The sequence below is a fragment of the Streptomyces sp. NPDC002888 genome, assembly GCF_042888465.1.
Lineage (GTDB): Bacteria > Actinomycetota > Actinomycetes > Streptomycetales > Streptomycetaceae > Streptomyces.
This window is the reverse complement of record NZ_JBIAPU010000014.1, coordinates 197,867-223,621: the sequence shown is the minus strand read 5'-3', so window position 1 is coordinate 223,621 and position 25,755 is coordinate 197,867. Positions and strand designations below refer to the sequence as shown.

The following is a 25,755-nucleotide window of genomic DNA, read 5'->3' as shown; positions in this document are numbered from 1 at the left end:
TGCGTCAGTCGTGTGGGACCACGGCGACCGGGCAGTCCGCGTGGTGGAGGACGCCGTGCGCCACGGAGCCGATCCGTGCGCCCACGGCGGTGCGGTGGGCGCGGCGGCCGACGACCATCAGCTGGGCCCGCCCGGCCTCCGACAGCAGGACCTGCCCCGCGCTGCCCATCTCCACGTGCTCGACCACCGGCACGTCCGGGAAGCGCTCCCGCCACGGCTGAACGGCCGCGGCCAGCGCCTTCTTCTCGTACGGCTCCAGGCCGCCGGCCTCGTCGAGCATCTTCAGCGAACCGGGGCTGTAGGCGAAGACGGGCGGCAGCGTCCAGGCCCGTACGGCTCGGACGGTGGCGCCGCGTGCGGCGGCCGTCTCGAAGGCGAACCGCAGGGCCGCGGCGCTGTCGTCGGGGTCGCCCTGCTGGCCGACGACGATCTCGCGGCCGGCCGCCTCGCCGGTGGGCTCGTCGCCGGCGCGCACCAGCACGACGGGCCGGGCGGTCTCGGCGATCACCTGCTGGCCGACGGAGCCGAGCAGGAAGCCGACGACCGGTCCGTGGCCGCGCGATCCGAGGACCAGCAGTTCGGCGTCGGCCGCCGCGGCGGTCAGCGTCTCGACGGGAGCTCCCTCCAGCACCGCCGTGGCGGCCCCGAGACCGGGGTGCCGCTCGACGACCGTCCGCACGGCCTCCTCGACCCCGTCGCGCACCCACTGCTCCTGCGTGGCCCGGTCCGCCAGGTCCGACTGGAACCGCCAGGCGTGCACCACCCGCAACGGCAGTCCGCGGCGGACCGCCTCCCGGGCCGCCCAGGCCAGCGCGGCCAGGCTCTCCTCGGTTCCGTCGACCCCTGCCGTGATCGGGCGCGTCATGCGGATGTCTCCTCGTCTCGTAATTCCCGTGCCTCGGCCCCAGTCTTCACTACGCTGACCGTCATGACCTTGGAATGGGAACAGGTGATCGTCGACGCGACCGACCCCGTGGCGCTGGGCCGCTGGTGGGTTGAGGCGCTGGGGTGGGTGGTGGTGACCGACGCGCCCGACGAGTACGAGATCCGGCCCGCGCCGGACCGACTGCCGGGGCTCCTCTTCGTCCCGGTGCCGGAGGGCAAGACCGTCAAGAACCGGCTGCACCTCGATTTCCGCCCCGACGACCAGCGCACCGAGGTGCACCGGCTGCTGTCCCTGGGCGCGAGGTACGCGGACGTCGGCCAGGGCGAGCAGACGTGGGTGATCCTCACGGACCCGGAAGGAAACGAGTTCTGCGTGCTGAGCGGCCGCGTCTCGCATACCTGAGCGAAGGGGGACGATCGAACATACGATGGCGGAAGCCGGGCCGGTGACATGGGGGGCACCGACCCCTGAACCCGACCGCTCGGGGTGGGAGACGCATGCCAGAGGCCGCCGAAGCAGCGCGGACCGTCATCTTGACCGTGGACGACGACCCGGGAGTCTCCCGCGCCGTCGCCCGGGACCTGCGACGCCGCTACGGCGCGTCGTACCGGATCGTGCGCGCCGAGTCCGGCGAGTCGGCGCTCGAGGCGCTGCGCGAGCTGAAACTGCGCGGGGACCTCGTGGCCGTGATCCTGGCCGACTACCGGATGCCGCAGATGAACGGCATCGAGTTCCTCGAACAGGCCCTCGACGTGTATCCGGGCGCACGGCGGGTGCTGCTGACCGCGTACGCGGACACCAACGCGGCGATCGACGCGATCAACGTCGTCGACCTGGACCACTACCTGCTCAAGCCGTGGGATCCGCCCGAGGAGAAGCTCTACCCGGTCGTGGACGAGCTGCTGGAGGCGTGGCGGGCAAGCGACCACCGGCGGGTCCCCTCCACCAAGGTGGTCGGGCACCGCTTCTCGGCTCGCTCCTCGGACGTACGGGAGTTCCTGGCGCGCAACCAGGTGCCGTACCGCTGGTACTCCTCCGACGAGCCCGAGGGCCGGCGGCTGCTGGCGGCGGCCGGGCAGGACGGTGAGCGGCTGCCGCTCGTGGTCACCCCGGACGGAACGCCGCTGGTCGAGCCGGAGGCGCCCGACCTGGCGGCGCACGTGGGGCTGGCCACGACGCCGACGGCCGACTTTTACGACCTCGTCGTGATCGGCGGCGGCCCGGCCGGGCTCGGGGCGGCCGTCTACGGGGCCTCGGAGGGGCTGCGGACGGTACTGGTCGAGCGGTCGGCGACCGGCGGACAGGCCGGGCAGAGCTCTCGCATCGAGAACTACCTGGGCTTCCCCGACGGGGTGTCCGGCGCGCAACTCACCGACCGGGCCCGGCGGCAGGCGACGAAGTTCGGCGCTGAGATCCTCACCGCGCGCGAGGTGACGGGACTGGAGATCAACGGGGCCGCGCGGGTCGTACGGTTCTCCGACGGCTCGGCCATCGCCGCGCACAGCGTGATCCTGGCGACCGGCGTGTCGTACCGGGAGCTGGGCGCGCCGGGGGCGGACGACCTGACCGGCTGCGGGGTGTTCTACGGCTCGGCGCTGACCGAGGCGGCGTCCTGCCAGGGTCACGACGTGTACATCGTGGGCGGCGCCAACTCGGCCGGGCAGGCGGCGATGTACCTCTCCAAGGGCGCCAAGTCGGTGACGCTGCTGGTGCGCGGTGCCTCGCTGTCGGCGTCGATGTCGCACTACCTGATCCAGCAGATCTCCGAGTCCCCGAACATCTCGGTGCGCTGTGGCACGGTCGTCGAGGCGGCGCACGGCTCGGGCCATCTGGAGCAGCTGACGCTGCGGCACGTGGAGAGCGGCGAGAGCGAACTCGTCGACGCGCAGTGGATGTTCGTGTTCATCGGGGCGGCTCCGCTGACCGGCTGGCTGGACGGGACGGTGCTGCGCGACGAGCGCGGCTTCATCCTGGCCGGGCCGGACCTCACGCCGGACGGGCGGCCGCCGGCGGGCTGGGAGCTGGACCGGCCGCCGTACCACCTGGAGACCAACGTGCCCGGTGTGTTCGTGGCGGGCGACGCGCGCGCCGAGTCCGCCAAGCGGGTCGCGTCCGCCGTCGGAGAGGGAGCCATGGCCGTGATGCTCGTCCACCGGTATCTGGAGCAGTCGTGAGCGGGCGGGCGATGCCGTGCAGCCCCGCGGAGATCGGTTCGCTGTTCCTGTTCGAGAAGCTGACACCCGAGCAGCTCGGCAGCCTGTGCGCCGCGGGGCGGGTGGAGAAGTTCGAGCCCGGCCCGGTCTACTCCGAGGGTGACCCGGCCACCTGCTTCTACGTGATGATCGAGGGCACGGTCGTCATCTCCCGGCGGGTCGGCGGCGACGACGTGGAGGTCAACCGGACCTCGCACCCCGGGGTGTACGCGGGCTCCATGCAGGCCTATCTCGGGGACCGGGTGCCGCAGGTCTACGGCAGCTCCCTGCGCGTGACGGAACCGACGCGGTTCTTCGTGCTGCCCGCCGACACGTTCTCGGCGTTCATGCAGGAGTGGTTCCCGATGGCGGTCCACCTGCTGGAAGGGCTGTTCTTCGGTTCGAAGAACACCCAGCGGGCGATCGGGCAGCGGGAGCGGCTGCTGGCGCTCGGCTCGCTGTCGGCCGGGCTCACGCACGAGCTCAACAACCCCGCCGCGGCGGCCGTGCGGGCGACGGCGACCCTGCGGGAGCGGGTGGCGAAGATGCGGCACAAGCTGGCCGTGATCGCCCAGGGCTCCTACTCCGCCGAGACCCTCACCGGTCTCATCGACATCCAGGAGCGCACCGCCGAACGCGTCGCCAAGGCCCCGGCGCTGAGCCCCCTGGAGGCGTCCGACCGGGAGGACGAGCTCACCGACTGGCTCGACGACCACGGCATCCCGGAGGGCTGGCGCATCGCGCCCACCTTCGTGCAGGCCGGGCTCGACGTCGACTGGCTGGAACAGGTCGCGGCCGCCGTCGACGAGGAGATCCTGCCCGGGGCGATCGGCTGGCTCAACTACACCGTCGAGACCGAACTGTTGATGGACGAGATCGCGGACTCCACCACCCGCGTCTCCCACCTCGTCGACGCCGCCAAGCAGTACTCACAGCTCGACCGCGCCCCCTACCAGGTCGCCGACGTGCACGAACTCCTCGACAGCACGCTGCTGATGCTGTCCGGCAAGATCGGGCAACGGATCAAAGTGGTCAAGGAGTACGACCGTACGCTCCCGAAGGTCCCGGCGTACCCGGCGGAGCTCAACCAGGTGTGGACGAACCTCGTCGACAACGCGGTGTTCGCCATCAACAGCGCGGGCGGGGACGGCACGTTGACGGTGCGCACGGCCCGCGACCACGACCGGCTGCTGGTGGAGTTCCGCGACACGGGACCCGGGGTGCCGTCCGACATCCGCAGCCGTATCTTCGACCCCTTCTTCACCACCAAGCCCGTGGGTGAGGGCACCGGGCTCGGTCTGGACATCTCCTGGCGGATCGTCGTCAACAAGCACCATGGCTCCCTCCACGTCGAGTCCGCTCCGGGCGACACCCGCTTCCAGGTCCTGCTGCCGCTCACCGCGGCGGACCCCGACATCGCAGAGGAGCCGGAATGACCAGCGAGAACGCGATCGACCCCACGGCCCCGCCGAGCGGCGCGGGCTGTCAGGAGTGCGACGCCGGCGGCGGCTGGTGGTTCCATCTGCGGCGCTGCGCGACCTGCGGCCACGTCGGCTGCTGCGACTCCTCCCCCGCTCAGCACGCCACCGCCCACTACAAGGCCACGGGGCACCCGCTGGTGCGGAGTTTCGAGCCGGGCGAGGAGTGGTTCTGGGACTACGCCACCGACGAGCTGTACGAGTCGGGCCCGGACCTGGCGCCCCCGGCGAGCCATCCCCAGGACCAGCCCGTCCCCGGGCCGGCGGGACGGGTACCGGAGGACTGGGCGAGGCAGCTGCACCGCTAGTGCCCCGGCAGGCAACGTTTGCCCGTCAAGGAGCGGCGTCGTGGGGAGCCCTCCCGCTTTAGCGAAGCCGAGAGTGGGGGAGCGTGCTCTCGGCGTGCCGGCCGGAAGCCCTCGTACTGGATGTACTTGGGTTTTCGGCCGGTGCGGCGAGAGGGCGTGCCGGGCGTCGCGACGGGGCGAACGTTGCCTGTCGGGGCACTAGGGCCCCTGGTCGCAGGGGGCGTTGTCGGTCGCACGTGCCAGGATGGAGCCGTGCCGCAGACCGTTTTCACCCCGCCGCTGATCGGCCGGAACGACGAACTCGCCCGACTCGCCGGTGTCCTGGAGCGTGCCCGGGCCGGGGAGGCCCGGGCGGTGCTGCTCGCCGGGGACGCCGGCGTCGGCAAGACGCGGGTGCTGGACGAGGCCGCCGCCCGGGCCGCCGGGGCGGGGACGACCGTGCTCACCGGTCACTGCGTCGACCTCGGTGACGTCGGTCTGCCGTATCTGCCGTTCACCGAGATCCTCGGGGCGCTGTCGGGCGACGAGCGGTTCGCCGCCGTCCTCGCCGCGCATCCCGTCGTCGACCGGCTGCTGGGCGCCGGGACGGACGCCGTGCGGGACGTGGGAGGGCGGCTGCGGCTGTTCGAGGGCATGGCCGGTCTGCTGGCCGATCTGTCGGAGACCGCCCCGCTGCTGCTCGTCCTGGAGGACCTGCACTGGGCCGACCAGTCATCCCGGGACCTGCTGCGGTTCCTGCTCAGCCGAGGCATCCTGCAACGCCCCGCCGGCAGTGCGCCCGGCCACCGGCTCGCGGTCCTCGCCTCGTACCGCGCCGACGACCTGCACCGCCGTCATCCGCTGCGCCCGCTGCTGGCCGAACTGGTCCGGCTGCCCTCCGTGGAGCGCCTTGAGCTGCGGCCCATGGCGGACGCGGAGGTGACCCGGCTGGTGCGTGCGCTGGAGGAGCGTCCCCTGCCCGACGCCACGGTGCGCCGGATCGTGGAGCGCGCCGAGGGCAACGCCTTCTACGCCGAGGAGTTGCTCGCCGCGACGGACACCCGGGCCGGGGGCGTGCCCAGCGGGCTGGCCGACGTCCTCCTCATCCGCGTCGAGCAACTGTCCGACACCGCCCAGCAGGTGCTGCGCACGGCCGCCGTCGCCGGGCGCCGTGTGGAGCACGAGCTGCTGCGGGACGCGGTGCGTCTGCCCGAGGACGAGCTGGAGTCGGCGCTGCGCGAGGCCGTGGGACGCCAACTGCTGGTCGCCGGGGAGGGCGACACGTACGCCTTCCGGCACGCGCTCGCCCGGGAGGCCGTGTACGCGGATCTGCTTCCCGGCGAACGGGCCCGGCTGCACAGCGCGTTCGCGCGGCTGCTCGCGGGGGGCGGCCGGCCGGAGAACGCGGCGGAGCGCGCCCACCACTACCGCGAGAGCCACGAGCTCGCCGAGGCGCTGGCCGCCTCGCTGGAGGCCGCCGACCACGCCCAGCGGGTGGGCGCGCCCGCCGAGGAGCTGCGCCACCTGGAGGCGGTCCTCGACCTGTGGGCGGCGGTGGAACCTGCCGCGCGGCCCTCCGGCGACGGCGTCGAGCGGGTCACCCTCACCCTGCGCGCCTCGGCGGCGGCCGCGCACGCCGGGGACACGCACCGCGCGGTCGCCCTCGCCCGCTCCGCACTGGCCGGGGTCGCCCAGGACACCGACTCCGAGCTCGCCGCCCGGGTGCGCTACACGCTCGCCGGGAACCTGATGAACGTCGACAGCCTGTCGGCTGCCTTCGCCCACAGCAGCGAGGCGCTGGCGATGATCCCCGCCGAGCCGCCGTCGCCCACCTGGGTGTGGGCCGCGGCCACCCACGTCATGGCGGCACGGCACATCGGGGAGAACGACACCGCGCTGCGTGTCGCCCGCCAGGCGCTGGGCGCCGCCGAGGAGCTGGGCCTGGCGGACGCGCAGGCCGACCTGCTGGTGTCGCTCGCCGTCCTCGAGGGCGACGGCCGGCGAAGCGTGCCGGGCCGCGAACGGCTCCGTCAGGCCCGGGATCTGGCCCGGCGGTCGGGCAACGCGCCGGTGGAGATGCGGGCCCTGTTCAACCTCGCCGTCGGCTCCTTCGAGGCCGGGGCCCTGGAGGAGTGCGTGCCCTGGGTGACGGAGGGACTGGACCGCGCCCGCCGCGCGGGGCTGCTGTCGTCGCTGTATCCCCTGGAGATGCGCTACCTCCGACTGCTGGTGCTGTACACGCTGGGCCGCTGGGACGAGTGCCTGCGTGCGGCGGCGGACGACGCCGAGGTGCTGCCCGCGGCGGGCGGATACACGGTCGGGCCCGCGCTGTACGTGTCGCTGGCCCGGGGCGACCTGGGGGCCGCGGAGCGGGCCGAGGCGCTGCTGAAGGGGCGGTTCGACTGGATGGCCGTGCTCGTCGCGGGCATCGTCCTGACCGACGCGGCCGCGCTGCGCGGGGATCCGCAGGGGGCGGTGGCGCGGCTGCGGTCCACCGTCGAGGCCCTCACGGACGACGCGGGCAGCCGCCCCTACGTCACGGTGCGGCTCGCCGCGCTCGCCTTGTCGGCCGTCGCCGACACGGCCTGCGCCGCGCGCCTCAACGGCGACGAGGCGGCGGCGCGCCACTGGGCGGACACCGCGACCGAGCTGGAGGAGTTGGCCCGGCCGACGGTCCTGCGGGAGGGCGTGACGCTCCAGGGACCGGAGGGACTCGCCTGGCTGGCCCGCGCGGAGGCCGAGCGGACACGCGCCACGTCGGGGCCGGACGTGGCGGCCTGGGAGAAGGCGGTCGCCGCGTTCGACCACGGCGACGTGTACGAGCGGGCGCGCTGCCGACTACGGCTCGCCGAGGCTCTGTTGACGGCCGAGCGGCGCGAGGAGGCGGCCGCCGAGGCGGCTGCGGCGCGGGAGACGGCCGTGCGGCTCGGTGCCGTTCCGCTGCTGGAGCGGGTGGACGCGCTGATCCGCCGCGGCCGTCTCACGGAGGCCGCCGCCGGGGGCGCGTCCGCCGACCGCGCCTCGCCGCTCACGGCCCGGGAGCAGGAGGTGCTGCGGTTGCTCGCCCGGGGCCGCAGCAATCGCAGAATCGGCGAGGAGCTGTTCATCAGCGGCAAGACGGCGAGCGTGCACGTCTCCAACATCCTCGGCAAGCTCGGCGCGGCGAGCCGTACGGAGGCGGTGGCGATCGCCTATCGGCGGGGACTGATCGCACCGGAGCCGACGGCGTCCCCGTGACCCACCGGGTCCGCCGTCGGCGCCGGGCTGCCGTCAGTGCCGGTCGGCGGGCGTGTTCGCGGCGGTCACGTTGACGGCCGTCCACGACTTGTTGACCGTCTTGTACTCGACGCTGGTCGCGCCGTAGAGGTCCTTGGCCGCCTTCAGCGTCGCGATGCGCGCGTCGTGGAAGTCGGTCGAGGAGACCATGTAGCGGGTCAGGGCCCGGTAGTAGATGGCGGTGGCCTTGGCGCGGCCGATGCCCTTCACCGTGGAGCGGTCGTAGGTGGGCGAGTTGTAGGTGACGCGGCCGATGGTCTTGCGGCCGCTGCCCTCGGCGAGGAGGTAGTACGCGTGCGAGGAGACGCCGGAGCCGGCGTGGACCTCGGTGTTGTACACGGCCGGTGACCAGTAGTCGATCGCGCCCTCCAGCCGGTCGAGGGACGGGCGGTCCAGGCGGCGCAGGAACTTCTGGTCCAGGCCCAGCTTCTCGCCGACGAGGTAGTTCGGCGGGTTCTTCGGGTTGTTGGCGCTGAACTCGACGTTGGAGCCGAAGATGTCGGCGAGGGACTCGTTCAGGGAGCCGGGCTCGCCGTACTGGTTGCCCTGGCTGTCGACGCGTGTGGGCTCCAGTCGGGCGGTCGCGTCGACGACACCGTGGGTGAGTTCGTGGCCGGTGACGTCGAGGACGACCAGCGGCTTCTTGAGCAGGTCCCCGTCGCCGTCGCCGTAGAGCATGCAGCCGCAGTCCGGGTACCAGAACGCGTTGCCCACCTTGTTGCCGAAGTGGACCATGGCGAGGGCGCCCTTGCTGTTGTTCTTGATGCCCTTGCGGCCGAAGGTCTTCTTGTAGAAGTCCAGGGTCTGGGTGACGCCGTACTGGGCGTCGACGGCGGCGCTGGTGCGGTTGGAGACGGTCCCGTTGCCCCACTTGTTGTTCGTGGAGGTGAACTTCCTGCCCTGCGCGAAGTTCACCAGCTCCTGGCCCTTGGCGTCGCGGGTCTCCGTGCCCCAGCGGGTGGGGTCCTTCAGGAGATAGCTCGTACGGGCCGTGCGGGTGGTGGTGAGCTTGACCGTGCCGGCGAAGAGGGAGGTTCCGGTGCCGGCGGCGGTGGACGGGTAGGCGCCGGCGCCGGGCGCGGGCGCTGCGGTGAGGCCGTCGGCCTGCGGGGCGGTGCCGGTGGCCGGGTCGAGGGTCTCGTCGCGCTCGCGCAGGGTGTCGAGCAGCCGGGGCGAGAGGAACTCGTCGCTGTCGGGCGCGTTGCTGCGCACCTTGCCGGTGAGGGCGTCGACGACGACCGTCCGGGAGCCGCCGGCCCCGGTGGTGTCGGCGCCGGTCACGCGCACCTGGTAGGCGAGGGACGGGGTGGCGCCGCGGGCGTCGACCACGAGTTCGGCGGCGGCCGCCCGGCCCCCCGCGACGGCGGCGGCCTTCGTCTCGGCCTGCCGGGCCGTCAGCTTCGCCTTGACGGTGGCGGGCCGGACGGTGCGGTCGGCGGCGCGGGTGACACCGGCGTACGCCAGCCGCTCGGTGAGGTGCACGACGAGGTCGCCGCCGAGGACGGGCATGCCCTGGTGCGTCCGGACGAACCGGACGTGCCGTGCGCCCTCGGGGTCGATCAGGACGTCCTGGGGCGCCAGTTCGTCGCCGTCGGTGACGCCGGTCGCCGAGGCGTGGGCGAAGGCGGCGGCGCGGGCGGCCTCGACGACGGCCGCGGCCGGGGATCCGGCGGTGGCGGCGGCCGTGGCGCGGGTGTCCCCCGTGGACGGGGCCGCGAACGCCGTGCCCGCGAGGCCCGTGGCGGCCGTCGCCACGGCGACGGCGACCGCGAGGCTGCGTATGTGTGCTCTACGCACGGATGAGGGTTCCTTCGTTCACGGGCGGCAGCGGTCACCGGCCAGGGGTGGCCAACCGCCCAGGGGCATGGCGCGGTTGGGCGCCATGGGGGCTGGTCGTGCCCCGGGGGAAACCCTTACGGATACGTCATGTACATGTAAACCCGAAAGGCCGTATTGAAGGCACTTCGAGGCGATATCCTGCGAATCCGCGTCGCTCAGTGATCAACGGATGACCAACTGTGCGTCGACTGTGGAGATGTGATGGAGCGCGAGAAGGTTGCCCGTTCGGGATGTGATCGATCTCGCACAAAACCGCCGGGCAGGTCTCGGCGGAGAACAGGAGAAGAACCGGATGGTCTCAGCAACGGTGGGCAGGGGTACGGCGCTGGCGGCGGCCCTGCTGTCCCTCCTCGCGGTCCCGGCCCACGCGGCGCCGCAGGAGCCGCTCCCCGACCTCACCGGACTGCGCGACTTCCTGCGCACGGCACAGCAGCAGGGGGCGCCCGGGGCGATGGCGCGGATCGACGACAACGGCACGGTCAGCAAGCTCACCGTGGGGGTGGCCGACCGCACCACCGGGCGCGTCCTGAGCACCACCGACCGCTTCCGCATCGGCAGCGTCACCAAGACCTTCAGCGCCGTCGTCCTGCTGCAACTCGTCGACGAGGGGAAGCTGAGCCTGGACGCCTCCGTCAACCGCTACCTGCCGGGACTGCTGCCGGACGACCGCATCACCGTGCGGCACGTACTGAGCCACCGCAGCGGCCTGTACGACTACACCAACGACATGTTCGCGAAGACCGTCCCCGGCTTCGAGGCCGTCCGCACCAAGGTCTTCACCTACCGCCAACTGCTGGACCGGTCACTGCAGCACGCCAGTACCGGCGCGCCCGGTGCGGCCTACTCCTACTCCAACACCAACTTCGTCGTCGCCGGGATGCTCATCGAGAAGCTGACCGGGCACTTGGTGCGGACCGAGTACCAGAACCGGATCATCACGCCGCTGAACCTGCGCGACACCTTCTACGTGCACCCCGACACGCGCATCCCGGGCCGTTACGCCCGCGGCTATCTCACTCCCGACGAGTCCGGCGAGCCCCTGGTCGACGCCACCGAGCAGACGGCCTCCTGGGCCCAGAGCGCGGGTGCGATCGTCTCCAGCACGCAGGACCTCAACACCTTCCTCTCCGCCCTGCTCGGCGGCCGCCTGACCTCGGCGGCGCGACTGGCGCAGATGGAGCAGTGGCTGCCGGCGGGCACCGGCCAGGCGTACGGCCTGGGGCTGCGCCGCCGTGACCTGTCCTGCGGCGTCTCCGTCTACGGCCACACCGGCACCGTCCAGGGCTACTACACCTACGCCTTCGCCTCGAAGGACGGCCACCGCAGCCTCACCGCCGTCGCCAACACCTCCAACAGCAGCGCCGTACACAACACGATGCTGCGCACCCTGGAGTCGGCGTTCTGCGGCAGACCGACGGCGACGACACAGAGCGCCGGCGCCGGGCTCGTGGAGCGGCACGAGGACATCGCGCCGGGGGTCGTTCGCGACTGAGAGCGGGCCGGGGTCGTACTGGGGCACAACTCTTCGAACCTGAGGAGCAACCCCCACGCGGACAACGACGTCTCGCTCTACACATCGCGTATACACACGTTGTATACGCGGGTTGTGCGGACGAGACGAAAGGCACGCATGTACGGCAAGGCATTCGCCCCCGAGTACCAGGGCGCCCTCACCGCCCTCTCCGTGAATTCCGACCTGGCCGACGTACTGGCCGTAGGCACCGAGCAGCTGCGGGCCGCCGAGCGCGCCGGGCGCAGTGGTGAGGCGGCCCGCTCCGGGCTCGCGGTCGCCGAGGCGCACCGCCGGCTCGGCCAGGTGGGAGAAGCGGACCAGGCGTGGAAGGCGAGCTACCGAGCGGCCCGGGACGCCGGGGACACCGGAGCGATGGCGTGGGCTCTGTGGAGCGGCGGCACGCTGGCCCGGCAGCGCGGCGCGTTTCCGCTGGCCCGGCGACTGCTGGGACTCGCGGCCGAACTCGGCGAGCGCGGCGGCGACATCGTGGTCCGCGGCTACTCGCTGGCGGGCCTCGCCGAGACCGGCCGCATCCAGGGCGACTACGAGGCCGTCGGCAGGCTGCACGAGCAGCTGCTGGCCGAGGCCCGCAGGCGCGGCGAGGCCCGGCACACAGTGTGGGCCCTGGAGGGCATCGCGCAGATGCACCGCAACTCCGGGGCGTACGACACCGCGTACGCGTTGTTCGCGGAGGCGGCCGAGATAGCGGGGCGCGCCGACGACCGGCGCGGGCACGCCTGGGCGCTGCGCGGGCTGGCCGACATCGTCTCGGTGCGCGACGGCGACACCGAGCAGGCGCTGGCCCTGCTGTCCGAGGCGGAGACGACGTGCCGCGCGATGAGCCTGTCCAGCGCGCTGGCGTACAACCACAAGATGCGCGGCAACGTCCTGTACCGGGCCGGGCGTTACGCCGAGGCCCGCGACCTCTACGAGGAGGCCCTCGCGCAGTTCCGCGCGATGCGCGAGCCGCGCGGCGAGGCGCTGTCCCGGCTGGGCCTTGCGAAGTCCCTGGCCCGGCTGGGCCAGGGCCGTGCCGAGACAGCGGCCGAACTGGCCGAACTCGCAGGGATGCTGGGGCGGATCGGGCTCCGGCACGCGCGGGAGATGGTGGCGCGGGCGCAGGACGAGCTCGGCGTGTCAGTCGAGACTGCGGGGGCCGCCCGGTGACGGCGCTGCCCTCCATGGAGCGGACGAGGCTCCCTCTGCCCGCAGTGCTCGCCCGCAGCCGTGCGTTGGTGCGGCCCGCGCTGGCCGAGGCCGTGGGGCGGCTGCATCCGTGGGTGGCCGAGATGGCCGGCTACTCGTTCGGCTGGTGCGAGGTCGGCGGCGCGCCGGCCGTGGCGTCCGGCGGCAAGGGCGTCCGGCAGGCGCTGGCGGTGCTGGGCGCCGAGGCGGCCGGGGCGCCCGGGCGGGCCGGGGTCGCCGCGGCGGTCGCGGTGGAACTGGTGCACACCTTCTCACTGCTCCACGACGACATCATGGACGGCGATCCGACCCGACGCCGCCGCCCCACGGTGTGGAAGGCGTACGGTACGGGACCGGCCGTCCTGGCGGGCGACGCCCTGTTCGCGCTGGCCGTCGAGACGCTCGCCGCGCACCCGTCGGGCGCCGGTGGCGTACGACTGCTGTCCGGTGCGCTCAGCGAATTGGTGCGCGGGCAGGCCGACGACCTGCTGTTGGCCACCCGTCCCTGGACGGGCCCCGGGCGGGTGCGGCCGGACGCGTACCGGGCGATGGCCGAGGCCAAGACGGGCTCGCTGCTGGGCTGTGCCGCCGCGCTCGGTGCGGCGCTCGGCGGCGCTCCCCCGGCGACGGTCGGCGCGCTGGACCTGGCCGGGCGGCATCTGGGGGTCGCCTTCCAGGTGGCCGACGACGTGCTCGGGATCTGGGGAGACCCGGCGGTCACCGGCAAGCCCGTCCACGCCGATCTGCGGGAGCGCAAGAAGACGTTCCCCGTGCTGGCGGCCCTCGACTCGCCCGGCCCGGCGGCCCGGCGACTCGCGGTGCTGCTCGAGTCGGGCGGGGACCCGGGTGAGGCGGCCACGCTGATCGAGGAGGCCGGCGGGCGGACGGCCGCGCTGGCCGAGGCGCGCCGGCACCTGGCCGCCGTGGAGTCGGCCCTCGCCGCCGTGCCGCTGGAGGCGGCGTCCGCCGGCGAGCTGCGGTCCCTGCTGGACTTCGTCGTACGTCGTGATCTCTGAATCGAGTTGACCCCGCCCCGCGCTCGGGTCAGGGTGCGAAGCGGCGCGGACCACCACCCACCGCGCCGGAGGGATGGTTGCCTTGATCGGCATCTCGGACATCGAAGCCGCGGCCGAACGGATCGCCGGGCACGTCGTGCGCACCCCGACGGTGCCGAGCCCCGGCCTGTCCGCACTGCTCGGCGTCCCCGTCACCGCGAAGCTGGAACTTCTCCAGCGCACCGGCTCCTTCAAGGTCCGCGGGGCGACGGCCAAGCTGCTGTCGCTGAGCGAGGCGGAACGGGCCGCCGGGGTCGTGGCGGTCAGCGGCGGCAACCACGGGATCGCCCTCGCGGTCATGGCCGCCACGCTCGACGTCAAGGCGACGGTGGTCATGCCGCGCTCGGCACCCGCGCGTTCCGCCGCACTCGCCGAACAGGCGGGCGCGACGGTGCGGCTGACGGACGACATGGACGGGGCGTTCTCCCTGGTGACGCGGCTGCGGGACGAGGGGCTGACGCTGGTGCACCCGTTCGACGACCCCGTGGTGATCGCCGGGCAGGGCACCGTCGGGCTGGAGTTCGCCGAGGACGCCGAGGACGCCGGTGCACCGACCGACGTACTGGTCAGCATCGGGGGCGGCGGGCTGATCGCGGGCGTGGCTGCGGCGCTGCGCGCGCGGCGCCCCGGGGTGCGGGTCTGGGGTGTGGAGACCGAGGGCGCCGAGGCCATGTCCGCGGCGTTGGCGGCGGGCGGGCCGGTGCGGGTCGCGGTGTCGTCCATCTCGTCCACCCTCAGCGCGCCCGCCGTGTCGCAGCTGACCTATGACCATGTGTCGGCGCTGGTCGAGGACGTGCTGGTGGTCCCGGACCGGGAGGCCGTGCGGGGCTGTCTGGACCTCGCCGAGCACGCCAAGGTGTGGGCCGAGCCGGCCGCCGGCTGCCTCCTCCCGGCGGCCCGCGGGGTGCTGGAACGGGTCGGCCCCGACGCCCGGTTGGGCCTGGTGGTGTGCGGGGGCAACACGACGGCCGGGGACGTGACGGCCTGGGTGGAGCGCTTCGGGCTGCGCCGGTAAATCGGAAAGACGGTCCTGTGGAATACGTCGGCGCCCGGAGTTGGATTTCCGGGCGTCGACGGCTCGGTTTACCGCGGGTTACCACCAGTTCGACGTACGGATATTCGCACCACCGCCCTGCGCGGCGGAATTGCCCGGGCGGCGACGTGCGCGGGCACGGCACGCGTGCTTTTTGTCGCACATATGCTCGCCCCTCTTGAATGAAAGACAAGAAGCGGCCCGGATGTGCGGATATTTTGAACGCTCACCGGCGCACTCGCCGTACCACTGGGAAAGGGCCAGAACCGGGGGTTCAGCGAGGGATGACCATGGTCAAGGCGCACGTCTCCACACACGAGTTGGTCGCCGGAAGGTACCGCCTCCTCGATGTCGTCCACCGGGAGACGAACCGTGTGTGCTGGTACGGCGAGGACGTCGAGACCTCCCGGCCGTGTCTGCTCACCGGCATCGGGTTGCCGCCCGACGCGGGCGAGGAGACCACCGGGCGTGTGCTGCGCATGTCCGAGACGATGGCGCGCCTGTGCCCCGGTCAGGTCGCCCCCGTCGTGGGCGCCTTGACGGAGTCCGGCACCCTGTGGACCGTCACCGACTGCGTCGACGGCACGCCCCTGGGCGAAGTCCTGGCCCAGCAGAGCACGTTGGGCCACGTCAGGGCGGCCCGCATCGGCCTCGAACTGCTCGACGTGCTGGACACCGCGCACGGCCAGGGCATCACCCACGGCGAACTCAGCCCCGGCCAGGTGTTCGTGCGGGACCGCGGCCCGATCGTGGTCACCGGCTTCGGACTGGCGGGCGCGACCCTCGCGCCCCGGCTCACCGCACCGTCGTACGCCTCTCCCGAGCAGGCCAGCGACCAGCGCATCGGCCCCGCGGCCGATCTGTGGGCGCTGGGCGCGATGCTCTACACGATGGTCGAGGGGCGACCGCCCTTCCGGGACCGGGGCCGGCCCGAGGCCACGCTCAAGGGCGTGGACCGGCTGCCGCTGCGCACGCCGGTGCACGCAGGGCCCCTCAACCAGGTCGTGCAGGGGCTGCTGCGCAAGGACTCCCGGGAGCGGCTGACCCGCCCGGTGATCCGCGCGGCCCTCACCCGCGTCCTGACCGAGGAACCGGACGGGATGTTCGAGGAGGAGTCCGAGCCTCTGCTGCGCCGCGCCTACACGGCGGTCGTGCACGCCGGGCCCGGGTGGAGCGGGCGCACCATGGTCGCCGGGACGGCGCTGGCCGTGGTCACCGTCGCAGTCGCCGTCCTCGCCGCCACCGACCAGCTGACCGGCGCCGACAACTCGTCGTCCGACGCACAGGCCCGGCCGTCCGCCTCGGCCGACGCCTCCCTCACCCCGTCCCCTCCGTCGACGTCCGGCAGTGCGTCGGCCCAGAGCCCGGACGGGCAGGCGACCCGGCCGTCCGACACACCGACCGCAACCGCGTCGAAGTCGCCGTCGGCCTCCGCCTCGTTCTCGGCCCCCGAATCCGCGCCCGCCTCCTCCGCCGGTGGTCTGCCGCCCGGCTTCCACCGCTACGACGCGGCGGAGGGCTTCTCCGTCGCCCTCCCCGACGGCTGGAAGCGGCTGCAGACCCAGCGCCAGGGCGACCTGGCCTACCGCGTGACGTACGGCGCGTCGGGCGACCCCCGCACGCTCGCGGTGACCTACAGCCAACGCGTCGGCCCGGATCCGGTCGTCGTCTGGCGCGACGACGTCGAACCCGGGCTCAAGCGGGAGGACGGCTTCCGGCGCATCGGCGACATCGAGGCGACGACCTACCAGGGGTACAAGGCCGCCGACATGGAGTGGCTCACCGACTACGACGGCACCCGCATCCGCACCTTCGGCCGCGGCTTCCTCCTCGGCGGCCACCGCGGCTTCTCCCTCCGTTGGACGGCCCCCGCCGCCGACTGGGACGCCTCACCGAACCAACGCGCACTGGACACCGCGCTGGACACCTTCCGCCCGGCGTCGGACTGACGGGCGGGCCCCGGGTCCGGGAGCGTCAGCCCGACGGCCGCGGCGCGCGCAGCGACCGCAGCGGTGCTCCGTGCAGTGGTTCCGTTGCCCAGCGGGCCGTGAACGTGTGGTCCGGGAGGGAGCAGGTCAGCAGGAGGTGGTGCGGGGTTTCGAGGAACGCCACGTCGAGGGTGAGGGTGTCGGGGTCGGTCCAGCCGCCGCTGACCGCGGTCGGGAGCGGAGCCTCGGCCACGCTCCAGCCACCGTCGCCGAGCGACAGCTCCAGCCGGTTCCCGTCCTCGGTGAGGGTGACCGTCCAGCCGTCCGCACCGGACGCGACGGCGACCGAGCCCAGGGTCCGCTGGGCCGCGCAGACACCGCCGGCCGGGGTGAACTCGGCGGCGGACCACTCCTCGGCCCGCTCCGGCGGTGCGGGCTTGCCGGGGGCCGGTGGCAGCGCGAGCCGGGTCAGACGCTCCCGCAGGGTCGCGTCCGCGTCCTGCCCGTCGGGCAGCGGTCCGTCGGTGAACGCGGGCAGCAGGTGTTCCCAGGCCAGGTCGAGCAGGGCCTGCATGTCCCCGGTCGCCGCGGTGATCGCGATCACGGCGTCGTGCTCGGGCAGGACCAAGCAGAACTGGCCGTACGCGCCGTCGCCGCGGTAGCCGTGCCGTGACTGCCAGAACTGGAAGCCGTAGCCCTGGTCCCAGTCCTGCCGGTCCTCCTCGGGCACGCCGGCCCCCGTCGGGATGTGCTCGCGCGTCGCCTCTGCCACCCACTCCGGGGCCAGCAGGCGCTCGCCGTCCCACACGCCCCCGTTCAGATACAGCTGGCCGAGGCGGGCGACGACGTCCGTGGTGGCGTGCAGCCCGCTGAAGCCCAGCTCGCGGCCGGCCCGGCCGCGCAGCCACGCCACGTCACCGGCGCCGACCGGGTCCAGCAGCCGCGGCCGCAGGTAGTCGGTGAGCGACTGCCCGGTGACGCGCTGGACGATCGCGCCGAGGGTGTAGGTGGCGGGCTGGTTGTAGGCGAAGACGGTCCCGGGGTCGCGCTCCGGCGGCAACAACAGGAACCCCCGGACCAGCTCGTCGCGGTCGAGCGCGCGGGCCCGCTCGTAGGTCTCCTCCTCGTGCCCGCTGGCCATCGCCGCGACGTGCCGCACGAGCATCGCGCGGCTGCGCGGGTCGGTGATGTCGGCCTCGAACTCCGGGAAGTACGAGATCACCGGATCGTCGAGCCGGATCAGGCCCTCGGCGACGGCGAACCCGGCGGCCGTGGAGGTGAAGCTCTTGCTGAGCGAGTACAGGAGATGGAGACGCTCGGGGGTGTAAGGCGCCCACCAGCCGGAGGCCACGAGATGACCGTGGCGCAGGATCATCAGGCTGTGGGGTTCGATGTCCGGGGCGGCGTCGAGGGCATCCAGGAACGCGAGGACCCTGGTGGCGTCGACGCCCTGGGCGGCGGGCGTACTCGAAGGCAACGGGCGAACACTCATACGAGCATCCTGCCCCGGTGATCGGGCGGTGATCGACCCGTTTACCTCATCCCGTTTTCCTCATCCACGACCGGGGACTCGCACCGCATGGTGCAAATCGGATACACGATGATGACCGAGCAGGCCGGCCCCCGAGAGCTCGTGGACCATGTGGTGCGGGCGGAGGAGGCGGGCTTCGACTTCTCGGTGACCTCGGACCACTACTTCCCGTGGCTGCGTTCGCAGGGGCACTCGCCGTACGCGTGGGCCGTCCTGGGCGCCGCCGCGCAGGCCACGTCGCGCATTCCGCTGATGACGTACGTGACGTGTCCGACGTTCCGCTACCACCCGGCCGTCATCGCCCAGAAGGCGGCGACGCTGCAGTTGCTGTCCGAGGGCCGGTTCCGGCTGGGGCTCGGTTCCGGGGAGAACCTCAACGAGCACGTGGTGGGCGGGGGTTGGCCCGCCGTCGACGTGCGGCACGAGATGCTCGAGGAGGCCGTGGAGATCATCCGGGCGCTCTTCAAGGGCGGTCATGTCAACCACCGCGGCACGCACTTCGACGTGGAGTCGGCCCGGCTGTGGGACGTCCCCGACGAGCCGCCGCAGATCGGCGTCGCCGTCTCCGGCGAGCAGTCCTGCGCCCTCGCGGGCAGGCTCGCCGACCTGGTCATCGCCACGGAGCCCAAGGCCAACCTCCTGGAGGCCTTCGACCGGCACGGCGGCACGGGCAAGCCGCGCGTGGGCCAACTGCCCGTCTGCTACGACCCCGACCGCGACGCGGCCGTCAAGCGCGCCCACGAGCAGTTCCGCTGGTTCGGCAACGGCTGGAAGGTCAACTCCGAGCTGCCGCACCCGGACGCGTTCGAGTCGGCCACCCAGTTCGTCACGCCGGACGACGTCGCCGCCTCGATCCCCTGCGGTGACGACCCGCAGGACTTCGTCGAGGCCGTACGGCCGTACGCCGAGGCCGGGTTCACGGAGGTCGCCCTGGTGCAGATCGGGGGCGAGTCGCAGGAGGCGTACACCGACTGGGCGGCGAAGACCCTGCTGCCCGCGCTGCACGACGCCCTGGACTGAGGTGGGCGCACGGGGAGCTGAGTAGGCGTACTCATGCCGTCTCCGCCGCGCGCCGCGACCATGGGGCTCCCACGACAAGGAGCCCCACATGTCCACTGCGCACCCGGTCACCGCGCACCCGGCCCCGCGCCGCCGCCCCCTGCCCGCCCTGCTCGCGGGGTTGGTGGTCGGGGGGCTGGCCCTGTCCGCCTGGGCGCCCCACGACCGCACGACGTGGTTCCTGGAGACGGTGTGGGTGCTCGTGGGGCTGCCCCTGGTCGTGCTGGCCTGGCGGCGGTTCCCGCTGAGCGACCTGCTGTGCTGTCTGCTGGCGGCGCACGCGCTGGTGCTGGCCCTCGGCGGCCACTACACGTACGCGCAGGTGCCGCTGGGCGACTGGGCGCGCGACACGTTCGGCCTGGACCGCAACCCGTACGACCGGTTCGGCCACCTGATGCAGGGCTTCGTGCCCGCCATGCTGGTACGGGAGTTGCTGAGCCGTACCTCACCGCTGCGCGGCAGCCGGTGGCTGGCTCCGCTGACCGTGTGCGCGTGCCTGGCGTTCAGCGCGGTCTTCGAGATGTTCGAGTGGGCGGCGGCCGTGATCGGCGGGCAGGCGGCGGACGCCTTCCTCGCCACGCAGGGCGACGTGTGGGACACCCAGTGGGACATGTTCTGCGCCCTGATCGGAGCGACCGTCTCGCTCCTGCTGCTGAGCCGGCTGCACGACCGGCAGCTGGCGGCCTCGCACCTCACGCCTCGCCTCGCCCCTCAGCGCGACGTGTAGCGGCGCCGAGTCCACAGGGGCAGCACGAACCAGCACAGCATGTACCACAGGACCACCGCGCCGACCAGCCAGGGCACGAACCCGTCGTGGGTCGCCACCCGCAGGATCAGCAGGAGCGCACAGGTCATCGTGCCGAGCAGCAGCACCAGGCCGACGAAGGTCAGCCGGGAGGCCCACTGCACCGCCTGGGGCTTCACCCGGCGCCCGGACACCAGGCGGTGCAGGGAGACGGGGCCTATGAGGGCGCCGGTGGCGCAGGCGCCCATGACGACGGTCACGATGTAGATGGTCTGGTTCGTGTCCGTCAGGGTCCGGTAGACCGGGGTGAACACCACGGTGAGCAGGAAGCCGAAGAGGATCTGGACGCCCGTCTGGGCCACCCGGACCTCCTGGATGAGCTCCCCCCACATCCGGTCGGCTCTCTCCTCCTCCGTCTCGTTGCGTCCCCTGCGCCTGTTCGCACCGTCACCGGTGGCCGTCACCTGTTCCTCCCGGGTTTCGAACGTCCTTACGCCCTCTGGTTCCCGCGAGTACCCCGTGAACGGCCTTTCTGACGGCGCGCCCCGCCGGTCCGCCTACCAGCGGCTCTCCACCTGGCCCTTGATCCGCCCCTCGTAGAGGTCCCGGATCGCGGCCAGCGTCTCGTCGGACAGCTCCGGCAGCCGGGCGGCGGCCGCGTTGGCGCGGGCCTGCTCGGGCGAGCGGGCACCGGGGATCACGGTGGTCACGCCGGGCTGCTGGACGACCCAGCGCAGGGCCAGCTGGGCCGGGGTGTACCCCTCGGGGGCGAGGGCGGCGAACTCGGCGGCGGCCTCCACGCCGGTGGCGTAGTCGACGCCGGAGAACGTCTCGCCCTGGTCGAAGGACTCGCCGTGCCGGTTGTAGGTGCGGTGGTCGTTCTCGGGGAAGACCGTGTCCTTGGTGTACTTGCCCGACAGCAATCCGGAGGCCAGCGGGACGCGCGCGATGATGCCGACACCCGCCTCCCGCGCCGCCGGAAGCACCTCGCGCAGGGGCTTCATGCGGAAGGGGTTGAGGATGATCTGCACGCTCGCCACGCCCGGCCGGGCGATCGCGGTGAGCGCCTCGGCGCAGGTCTCCACGCTGACGCCGTACGCGGCGATGCGCTCCTCCTCGACCAGGGTGTCAAGGGCGTCGAACACCTCGTCGCTGGAGTACACAGGCGTCGGCGGGCAGTGCAACTGCACGAGGTCGACGCGGTCGACGCCCAGGTTGCGCCGCGAGCGGTCGTTCCAGGCGCGGAAGTTGTCCAGGACGTAGTTCTCCGGGATCTGCTCGACGCGGCGGCCCATCTTGGTCGCCACCTGCACGTGCAGGTCGGGCCGGCCGCTGAGGAACGTGGCGATGGTCTGCTCGCTGCGCCCGTCGCCGTAGACGTCGGCGGTGTCGAAGAAGGTCACCCCCGACTCGGCCGCCGTCTCCAGCACCGACAGGGCTTCCTTGTCGTCCACGTCGCCCCAGTCGGCGCCCAGCTGCCAGGTGCCGAGACCGACGACGGATGCGTGCTGACCAGACCTACGGAATTCGCGCTCGTCCATGGCGTCAGTCTGTCACTCGTCACACCTGTCCGCGGACCCGGTCGCTCCGGCGCGGCCCCTCCTCGCCCCTTGTGAATCTTTCACCCACACGAGTGCGGATGTTCGACACGTGGGGATCACGCGTCAACGGACGCCTAGCGTAGGCCCGTGACTGATCGTTCATTGAGCAACTTCCAGTCGGCAGACCCCTCCTGGACCCGTCGGGTCTTTCTGCGCACCGCCGCCGCCCTGGCCGCCGTGCCCGTGCTCGTCGCGGCGGATCCGGCCGTCGCGGCCGAGGAGCTGCCGGACTTCCCCGCGGGCGTCTCCCTCGCGCGCACCGCGTACCGGAACTGGGACGGCGAGATCACCGCGACCGGACTGTGGGCCTGTGCGCCCGAGGCGCCCGAGCAGGTCGTCGCGGTGGTCAACTGGGCCTGGCGGCACGGCTGGACGGTCCGCCCCCGGGGCGCCTCGCACGGCTGGTCGCCGCTGACGATCCCGCCGGACACACCGGCGGACGCCCGGGTCCTCCTGGTCGACACCGCCCCGCACCTCACCGGCCTGTCCCTTCAGTCCCCGACCGCCGTGCGCGCCGGGACCGGGGTCACGCTGGAGTCCCTGCTCACCTACCTGGAGAAGCACGGCCTCGGCGTCACCGCGAGTCCGGCGCCCGGCGACCTCACCCTGGGCGGCGCCCTGGCCATCGACGCGCACGGCACGGCCGTACCGGCACGGGGCGAGGAGCGGACTGCGGGGCACACGTACGGCTCGCTCAGCAACCTCGTCCTCTCGCTCACCGCCGTGGTGTGGGACGAGGCCGACGGCGCCTACGCGCTGCGGACGTTCACCCGTGCCGAGGCCGACTCCGCCGCGCTCCTCACCCACCTCGGCCGGTCGCTGGTCACCGAGGTGGTCCTGCGGGTGGGCGCGAACGCCAACCTGCGCTGTGTCAGCCGTACGGACATCCCGGCGGCCGAGCTGTTCGCGGCGCCCGGGAGTGACGGGCGGACCCTCGCCAGCTTCCTGGAGTCCGACGGGCGGGTCGAGGCGATCTGGTTCGCCTTCACCGAGCACCCGTGGTTCAAGGTGTGGAGCGTCGCCCCGAGCAAACCGCTGACCTCGCGCCGTGTGACGAGGCCCTACCCCTACCCGTTCTCCGACAACGTCCCCACGCTCGTGGCGGACCTGGCCGGGCGGATGGTGTCGGACGCGGCCTGGTACCTGGCGCCGACGCTCGGCAACGCGCAGTTCGACGCGGCCGCGCTCGGGCTGGTGGCGACGCTGTCCGCCGACATCTGGGGGCCGTCGAAGAACACACTGCTGTACATCAAGCCGACCACGCTGCGGGTGCACGCGAACGGGTACGCGGTGCTGACCGGCCGGGACCAGGTGCAGCGTGTCGTCAGCGAGTTCACCGCCTTCTACCGGGAGCGGCTCACGGCGTACGCCGCACAGGGGCGCTTCCCGGTGAACGGCTCCGTCGAGATCAGGATCACCGGTCTCGACGACCCGGCGGACACCGAACTCGCGGGCGCCCGTACGCCGTCGCTGTCCGCGCTGCGGCCGGTCGACGGGCACCCCGAGTGGGACACGGCCGTCTGGCTGGACGTACTGACCCTTCCGGGCACCCCGCACGCGGACGCCTTCTACCGGGAGCTGGAGCGGTTCCTGCTCGACACGTACGACGGCACGCACGCGCTCACCCGGGTCGAGTGGTCCAAGGGGTGGGGGTACACGGACCAGGCCGCCTGGAGCGACGAGGAGGTGCTCGGGACGGCCGTCCCCGCGTCGTTCGGCTCCGCGTGGGACGAGGCGGCCGCCACGCTGCGGCGGCTCGATCCGCACCGGGTGTTCGCCACGCCCCTGCTGGACCGGCTGTTCGCGTGAGGCCAGGGTCCGAGCCTGGACCGTGCGGGCGCCCGTCGCGCTGCCGTACGGGACTGGGCCGTCCACCGTTCGGCCACACCGCGCACCACACGTTCGACACGGACCGATCCGCCACGGACTGAGCGCCGGGACAGTTTGCCCCGCAGGTCAGGGGTACTCGCGGCGACGTACCCGAGAGAACGAAGGAGGAGACGACCGTGACGAAGGTCGAGGAGTCCATCGAGGTCGGCGTCCCCGTGCACACGGCCTACAACCAGTGGACGCAGTTCGAGTCCTTCCCCGAGTTCATGAGCGGGGTGGAACGCATCGAGCAGCTCACCGACACACTCACCCACTGGGTGACCGACGTCAGCGGCGTACACCGGGAGTTCGACGCGGAGATCACCGAGCAGATCCCGGACGAGAGGGTCGCCTGGACGACGGTCGGCGGCGAGGCACGGCAGGCCGGCGTGGTGACCTTCCACCGCCTCGACGAAGAGCACACCAAGGTGATGCTCCAGCTGGACTTCGAGCCTGAGGGCATCAAGGAGACCGTCGGCGACAAGCTGGGGTTCGTGAAGCGGCAGACGAAGGGCGATCTCAAGCGTTTCAAGGAGTTCATCGAGGAACGCGGCCACGCGACCGGCGGCTGGCGCGGCGTGGTCACCTGACCGACGCCGGCCTCGGTCACCCGACGGCTGCCGTCCGGCACTCCGGGTGACCCCAGCCCTGGTCGTTCTTGGCGATCTGTTCCCCGGCCGCGTACGTGCGCCCGCACATGCAGCGGCCGGGGAACTTCGCCTTGATCGTGCGGGACGACGAACCGCCGCCGCGCTGTCGGGGCGCCTTGGCCCCGGCGGCGCGGCGGCGCGTCGTGCCGGACTGCGGGGTGTCGGGCGAGGGCGGCGGCTCGGGTGAGCCGACATCGCTGCCCGCTGCCTGCTGGGTGATCGCCGCCTGGCTGGCGGCCCGGTCGGCGAAGTCGTTGAGCGGGTCGCCGTCGGCCTGGTGGGCGGGCACGTAGCGGAAGTCGACCTCGCGTCCGCCGAGCAGTTCGTCGATGCGAACGACGAGCTCCTGGTTGGCGACCGGCTTACCCGCGGCCGTCTTCCAGCCGTTGCGCTTCCAGCCGGGCAGCCAGGTGGTGACCGCCTTCATGGCGTACTGCGAGTCCATCCGGACCTCGAGCGGCACGCCGGGGTCGGTCGCCGTCAACAGGCGCTCCAGCGCGGTCAGTTCGGCGACGTTGTTGGTGGCCTTGCCGAGCGGCCCCGCCTCCCATCGGGCCGGGGCCTCGGAGTCGTCGGAGACCACCCACGCCCAGCCTGCCGGTCCGGGATTTCCCTTCGAAGCCCCGTCGCACGCGGCCACCACACGTTCACGCATGCGCACGATCATGCCATGAGCCAAGGGGGCGTTCGGCCGTGGCTAGGAGACGTCCGTGGTCTTCGGCATCTCGCCCTCGGTCGTGGTGACGTCGATCACCGAGAAGTTCGCGCCCTGAGGGTCGGTCAGGCTCGCGAACCGGCCGTACGGGGTGCCCATCGGGCCGAACTGCAGGGTCGCGCCGAGCTTGGTGGCCTTGGCGACCGCGTCGTCGCAGTCGGGGACCGTGAAGTAGACGTTGATGTAGGGCGGCACCTCGGGCGGGAAGTCGTCGGTCATCTTCATCCGGCCGAAGGCCATGGCGTCGCCGACCTGGAACATGCGGAAGTCCATCGCCTCGTCCTGGAGCTGCTTCACCCCGTAGGTGAAGACGGCGGGGAAGAACGCGTCCACCTTCCCGGGCTCGCGGGTGAAGACCTCGGCCCAGGCGTACGCGCCGGGCACGCCCGTCGCCTCGAACCCCTCGTGCCGGCCTGCCTGCCACACGCCGAACACGGCACCGCTGGGTTCGCGGGCCAGGACCATCGTGCCGAAGTCACCGACCTGCATCGGCCCCATCAGCACCTCGCCGCCGTTGTCGCGGATCCGGGCGGCGGTGGCCTCCGCGTCGTCGGAGGCGAAGTAGAGGCACCACTGCGACGGTCCCTCCTGCCCCGGCATCGGCGGTACGACGGCGGCGACCGCCTTGCCGTCCGCGTAGGCCTGGGTGTAGTTGCCGTACTCCGACTGGGCATCGCCGAACGTCCAGCCGAGGACGTCACCGTAGAAGCTCTTGGCTCCCTCGACGTCACTGAACATCGCGTCGGCCCAACAGGGGGCTCCTGCAGGTTGTGCGGCCATGGTGCGGCCCTCTTCCCGGTCGATGGGGTGTCCGGAACTGACTTGTCCCAGATCCTCACGCTAGTCACCCGTCGGTCCGCTCGCGCGCCGAATGCCTGCTTCCGCACGAGACTGGAGGTCTCGGGCGGACGGA

At 72.6% G+C, this 25,755-nt stretch carries 21 protein-coding genes; 14 read left to right on the top strand and 7 right to left on the bottom strand.

Going from position 1 to position 25,755, the window contains the following annotated elements; all coding sequences use genetic code 11:
- Positions 1 to 4: 4 nt before the first annotated feature.
- Positions 5 to 865 carry a universal stress protein gene (locus ACFYWX_RS23725; protein ID WP_389426067.1) on the bottom strand — a complete coding sequence of 287 codons (861 nt, stop codon included), beginning with the start codon at positions 863 to 865 and terminating at the stop codon, positions 5 to 7.
- Positions 866 to 928: 63 nt separating this feature from the next.
- On the opposite strand from ACFYWX_RS23725, the gene ACFYWX_RS23720 reads away from it, so the two are divergent.
- From ACFYWX_RS23720 to ACFYWX_RS23700, 5 genes are all read left to right on the top strand, one after another.
- Positions 929 to 1,288: a VOC family protein gene (locus tag ACFYWX_RS23720; RefSeq protein WP_389426066.1), complete on the top strand. Its 360-nt coding sequence runs from the start codon at positions 929 to 931 to the stop codon at positions 1,286 to 1,288.
- Between the two features lie 95 nt (positions 1,289 to 1,383).
- Positions 1,384 to 3,060, top strand: a complete 1,677-nt coding sequence (locus ACFYWX_RS23715) for an FAD-dependent oxidoreductase (protein ID WP_389426065.1) — start codon at positions 1,384 to 1,386, stop codon at positions 3,058 to 3,060.
- A complete protein-coding gene (locus ACFYWX_RS23710; protein ID WP_389426064.1) occupies positions 3,057 to 4,514 on the top strand; it encodes an ATP-binding protein in 1,458 nt (485 codons plus the stop codon). The genes ACFYWX_RS23715 and ACFYWX_RS23710 overlap by 4 nt, the downstream gene beginning before the upstream one ends.
- Positions 4,511 to 4,864: a UBP-type zinc finger domain-containing protein gene (locus tag ACFYWX_RS23705; protein WP_389426063.1), complete on the top strand. Its 354-nt coding sequence runs from the start codon at positions 4,511 to 4,513 to the stop codon at positions 4,862 to 4,864. The genes ACFYWX_RS23710 and ACFYWX_RS23705 overlap by 4 nt, the downstream gene beginning before the upstream one ends.
- 252 nt (positions 4,865 to 5,116) lie before the next feature.
- Complete coding sequence (locus ACFYWX_RS23700) at positions 5,117 to 8,080, top strand: AAA family ATPase (protein ID WP_389426062.1); 2,964 nt, start codon at positions 5,117 to 5,119, stop codon at positions 8,078 to 8,080.
- Positions 8,081 to 8,113: 33 nt separating this feature from the next.
- Here ACFYWX_RS23700 and ACFYWX_RS23695 read toward each other — a convergent pair whose 3' ends face one another.
- Entirely contained in the window at positions 8,114 to 9,916 is a 1,803-nt protein-coding gene (locus ACFYWX_RS23695; RefSeq protein ID WP_389426061.1) for a M4 family metallopeptidase, read from the bottom strand.
- Between the two features lie 334 nt (positions 9,917 to 10,250).
- Between ACFYWX_RS23695 and ACFYWX_RS23690 the strand changes: the two genes are divergently transcribed.
- The 5 genes from ACFYWX_RS23690 to ACFYWX_RS23670 all read left to right on the top strand — a co-directional run bounded on the left by ACFYWX_RS23690 (position 10,251) and on the right by ACFYWX_RS23670 (position 16,693).
- On the top strand, positions 10,251 to 11,450 hold the full coding sequence (locus ACFYWX_RS23690) for a serine hydrolase domain-containing protein (protein WP_389426060.1): 1,200 nt from the start codon (positions 10,251 to 10,253) through the stop codon (positions 11,448 to 11,450).
- Between the two features lie 138 nt (positions 11,451 to 11,588).
- Positions 11,589 to 12,638: a tetratricopeptide repeat protein gene (locus tag ACFYWX_RS23685; protein WP_389426059.1), complete on the top strand. Its 1,050-nt coding sequence runs from the start codon at positions 11,589 to 11,591 to the stop codon at positions 12,636 to 12,638.
- A complete protein-coding gene (locus ACFYWX_RS23680) occupies positions 12,635 to 13,672 on the top strand; it encodes a polyprenyl synthetase family protein (RefSeq protein WP_389426058.1) in 1,038 nt (345 codons plus the stop codon). The genes ACFYWX_RS23685 and ACFYWX_RS23680 overlap by 4 nt, the downstream gene beginning before the upstream one ends.
- An 82-nt stretch (positions 13,673 to 13,754) precedes the next feature.
- On the top strand, positions 13,755 to 14,726 hold the full coding sequence (locus tag ACFYWX_RS23675) for a threonine/serine dehydratase (RefSeq protein ID WP_389426057.1): 972 nt from the start codon (positions 13,755 to 13,757) through the stop codon (positions 14,724 to 14,726).
- A gap of 302 nt (positions 14,727 to 15,028) precedes the next feature.
- Positions 15,029 to 16,693 carry a serine/threonine protein kinase gene (locus tag ACFYWX_RS23670; protein WP_389426056.1) on the top strand — a complete coding sequence of 555 codons (1,665 nt, stop codon included), beginning with the start codon at positions 15,029 to 15,031 and terminating at the stop codon, positions 16,691 to 16,693.
- Positions 16,694 to 16,718: 25 nt separating this feature from the next.
- On the opposite strand, the gene ACFYWX_RS23665 is transcribed toward ACFYWX_RS23670, so the two are convergent.
- Positions 16,719 to 18,164 carry a serine hydrolase domain-containing protein gene (locus ACFYWX_RS23665; protein ID WP_389426055.1) on the bottom strand — a complete coding sequence of 482 codons (1,446 nt, stop codon included), beginning with the start codon at positions 18,162 to 18,164 and terminating at the stop codon, positions 16,719 to 16,721.
- 87 nt (positions 18,165 to 18,251) lie between these two features.
- On the opposite strand from ACFYWX_RS23665, the gene ACFYWX_RS23660 reads away from it, so the two are divergent.
- Complete coding sequence (locus ACFYWX_RS23660; RefSeq protein WP_389426054.1) at positions 18,252 to 19,223, top strand: LLM class F420-dependent oxidoreductase; 972 nt, start codon at positions 18,252 to 18,254, stop codon at positions 19,221 to 19,223.
- Between the two features lie 88 nt (positions 19,224 to 19,311).
- Positions 19,312 to 19,989 carry a DUF2238 domain-containing protein gene (locus tag ACFYWX_RS23655; RefSeq protein ID WP_389426053.1) on the top strand — a complete coding sequence of 226 codons (678 nt, stop codon included), beginning with the start codon at positions 19,312 to 19,314 and terminating at the stop codon, positions 19,987 to 19,989.
- On the opposite strand, the gene ACFYWX_RS23650 is transcribed toward ACFYWX_RS23655, so the two are convergent.
- Together ACFYWX_RS23650 and ACFYWX_RS23645 are read right to left on the bottom strand one after the other, a co-directional pair.
- On the bottom strand, positions 19,974 to 20,399 hold the full coding sequence (locus tag ACFYWX_RS23650) for a DUF6328 family protein (RefSeq protein WP_389426104.1): 426 nt from the start codon (positions 20,397 to 20,399) through the stop codon (positions 19,974 to 19,976). The two genes, ACFYWX_RS23655 and ACFYWX_RS23650, sit on opposite strands and share 16 nt — an antisense overlap.
- Before the next feature lie 165 nt (positions 20,400 to 20,564).
- Positions 20,565 to 21,548 carry an aldo/keto reductase gene (locus ACFYWX_RS23645; protein ID WP_389426052.1) on the bottom strand — a complete coding sequence of 328 codons (984 nt, stop codon included), beginning with the start codon at positions 21,546 to 21,548 and terminating at the stop codon, positions 20,565 to 20,567.
- 147 nt (positions 21,549 to 21,695) lie between these two features.
- Between ACFYWX_RS23645 and ACFYWX_RS23640 the strand changes: the two genes are divergently transcribed.
- Positions 21,696 to 23,417, top strand: coding sequence for a cholesterol oxidase substrate-binding domain-containing protein (locus tag ACFYWX_RS23640; protein ID WP_389426051.1), 1,722 nt, complete (start codon positions 21,696 to 21,698; stop codon positions 23,415 to 23,417).
- A 197-nt stretch (positions 23,418 to 23,614) separates the two neighbouring features.
- On the top strand, positions 23,615 to 24,067 hold the full coding sequence (locus tag ACFYWX_RS23635) for an SRPBCC family protein (RefSeq protein ID WP_389426050.1): 453 nt from the start codon (positions 23,615 to 23,617) through the stop codon (positions 24,065 to 24,067).
- A gap of 16 nt (positions 24,068 to 24,083) precedes the next feature.
- Here ACFYWX_RS23635 and ACFYWX_RS23630 read toward each other — a convergent pair whose 3' ends face one another.
- Both ACFYWX_RS23630 and ACFYWX_RS23625 read right to left on the bottom strand, forming a co-directional pair.
- Positions 24,084 to 24,794, bottom strand: a complete 711-nt coding sequence (locus ACFYWX_RS23630) for a ribonuclease H (protein ID WP_389426049.1) — start codon at positions 24,792 to 24,794, stop codon at positions 24,084 to 24,086.
- Between the two features lie 30 nt (positions 24,795 to 24,824).
- A complete protein-coding gene (locus ACFYWX_RS23625; RefSeq protein ID WP_389426048.1) occupies positions 24,825 to 25,622 on the bottom strand; it encodes a VOC family protein in 798 nt (265 codons plus the stop codon).
- Positions 25,623 to 25,755: the final 133 nt, after the last annotated feature.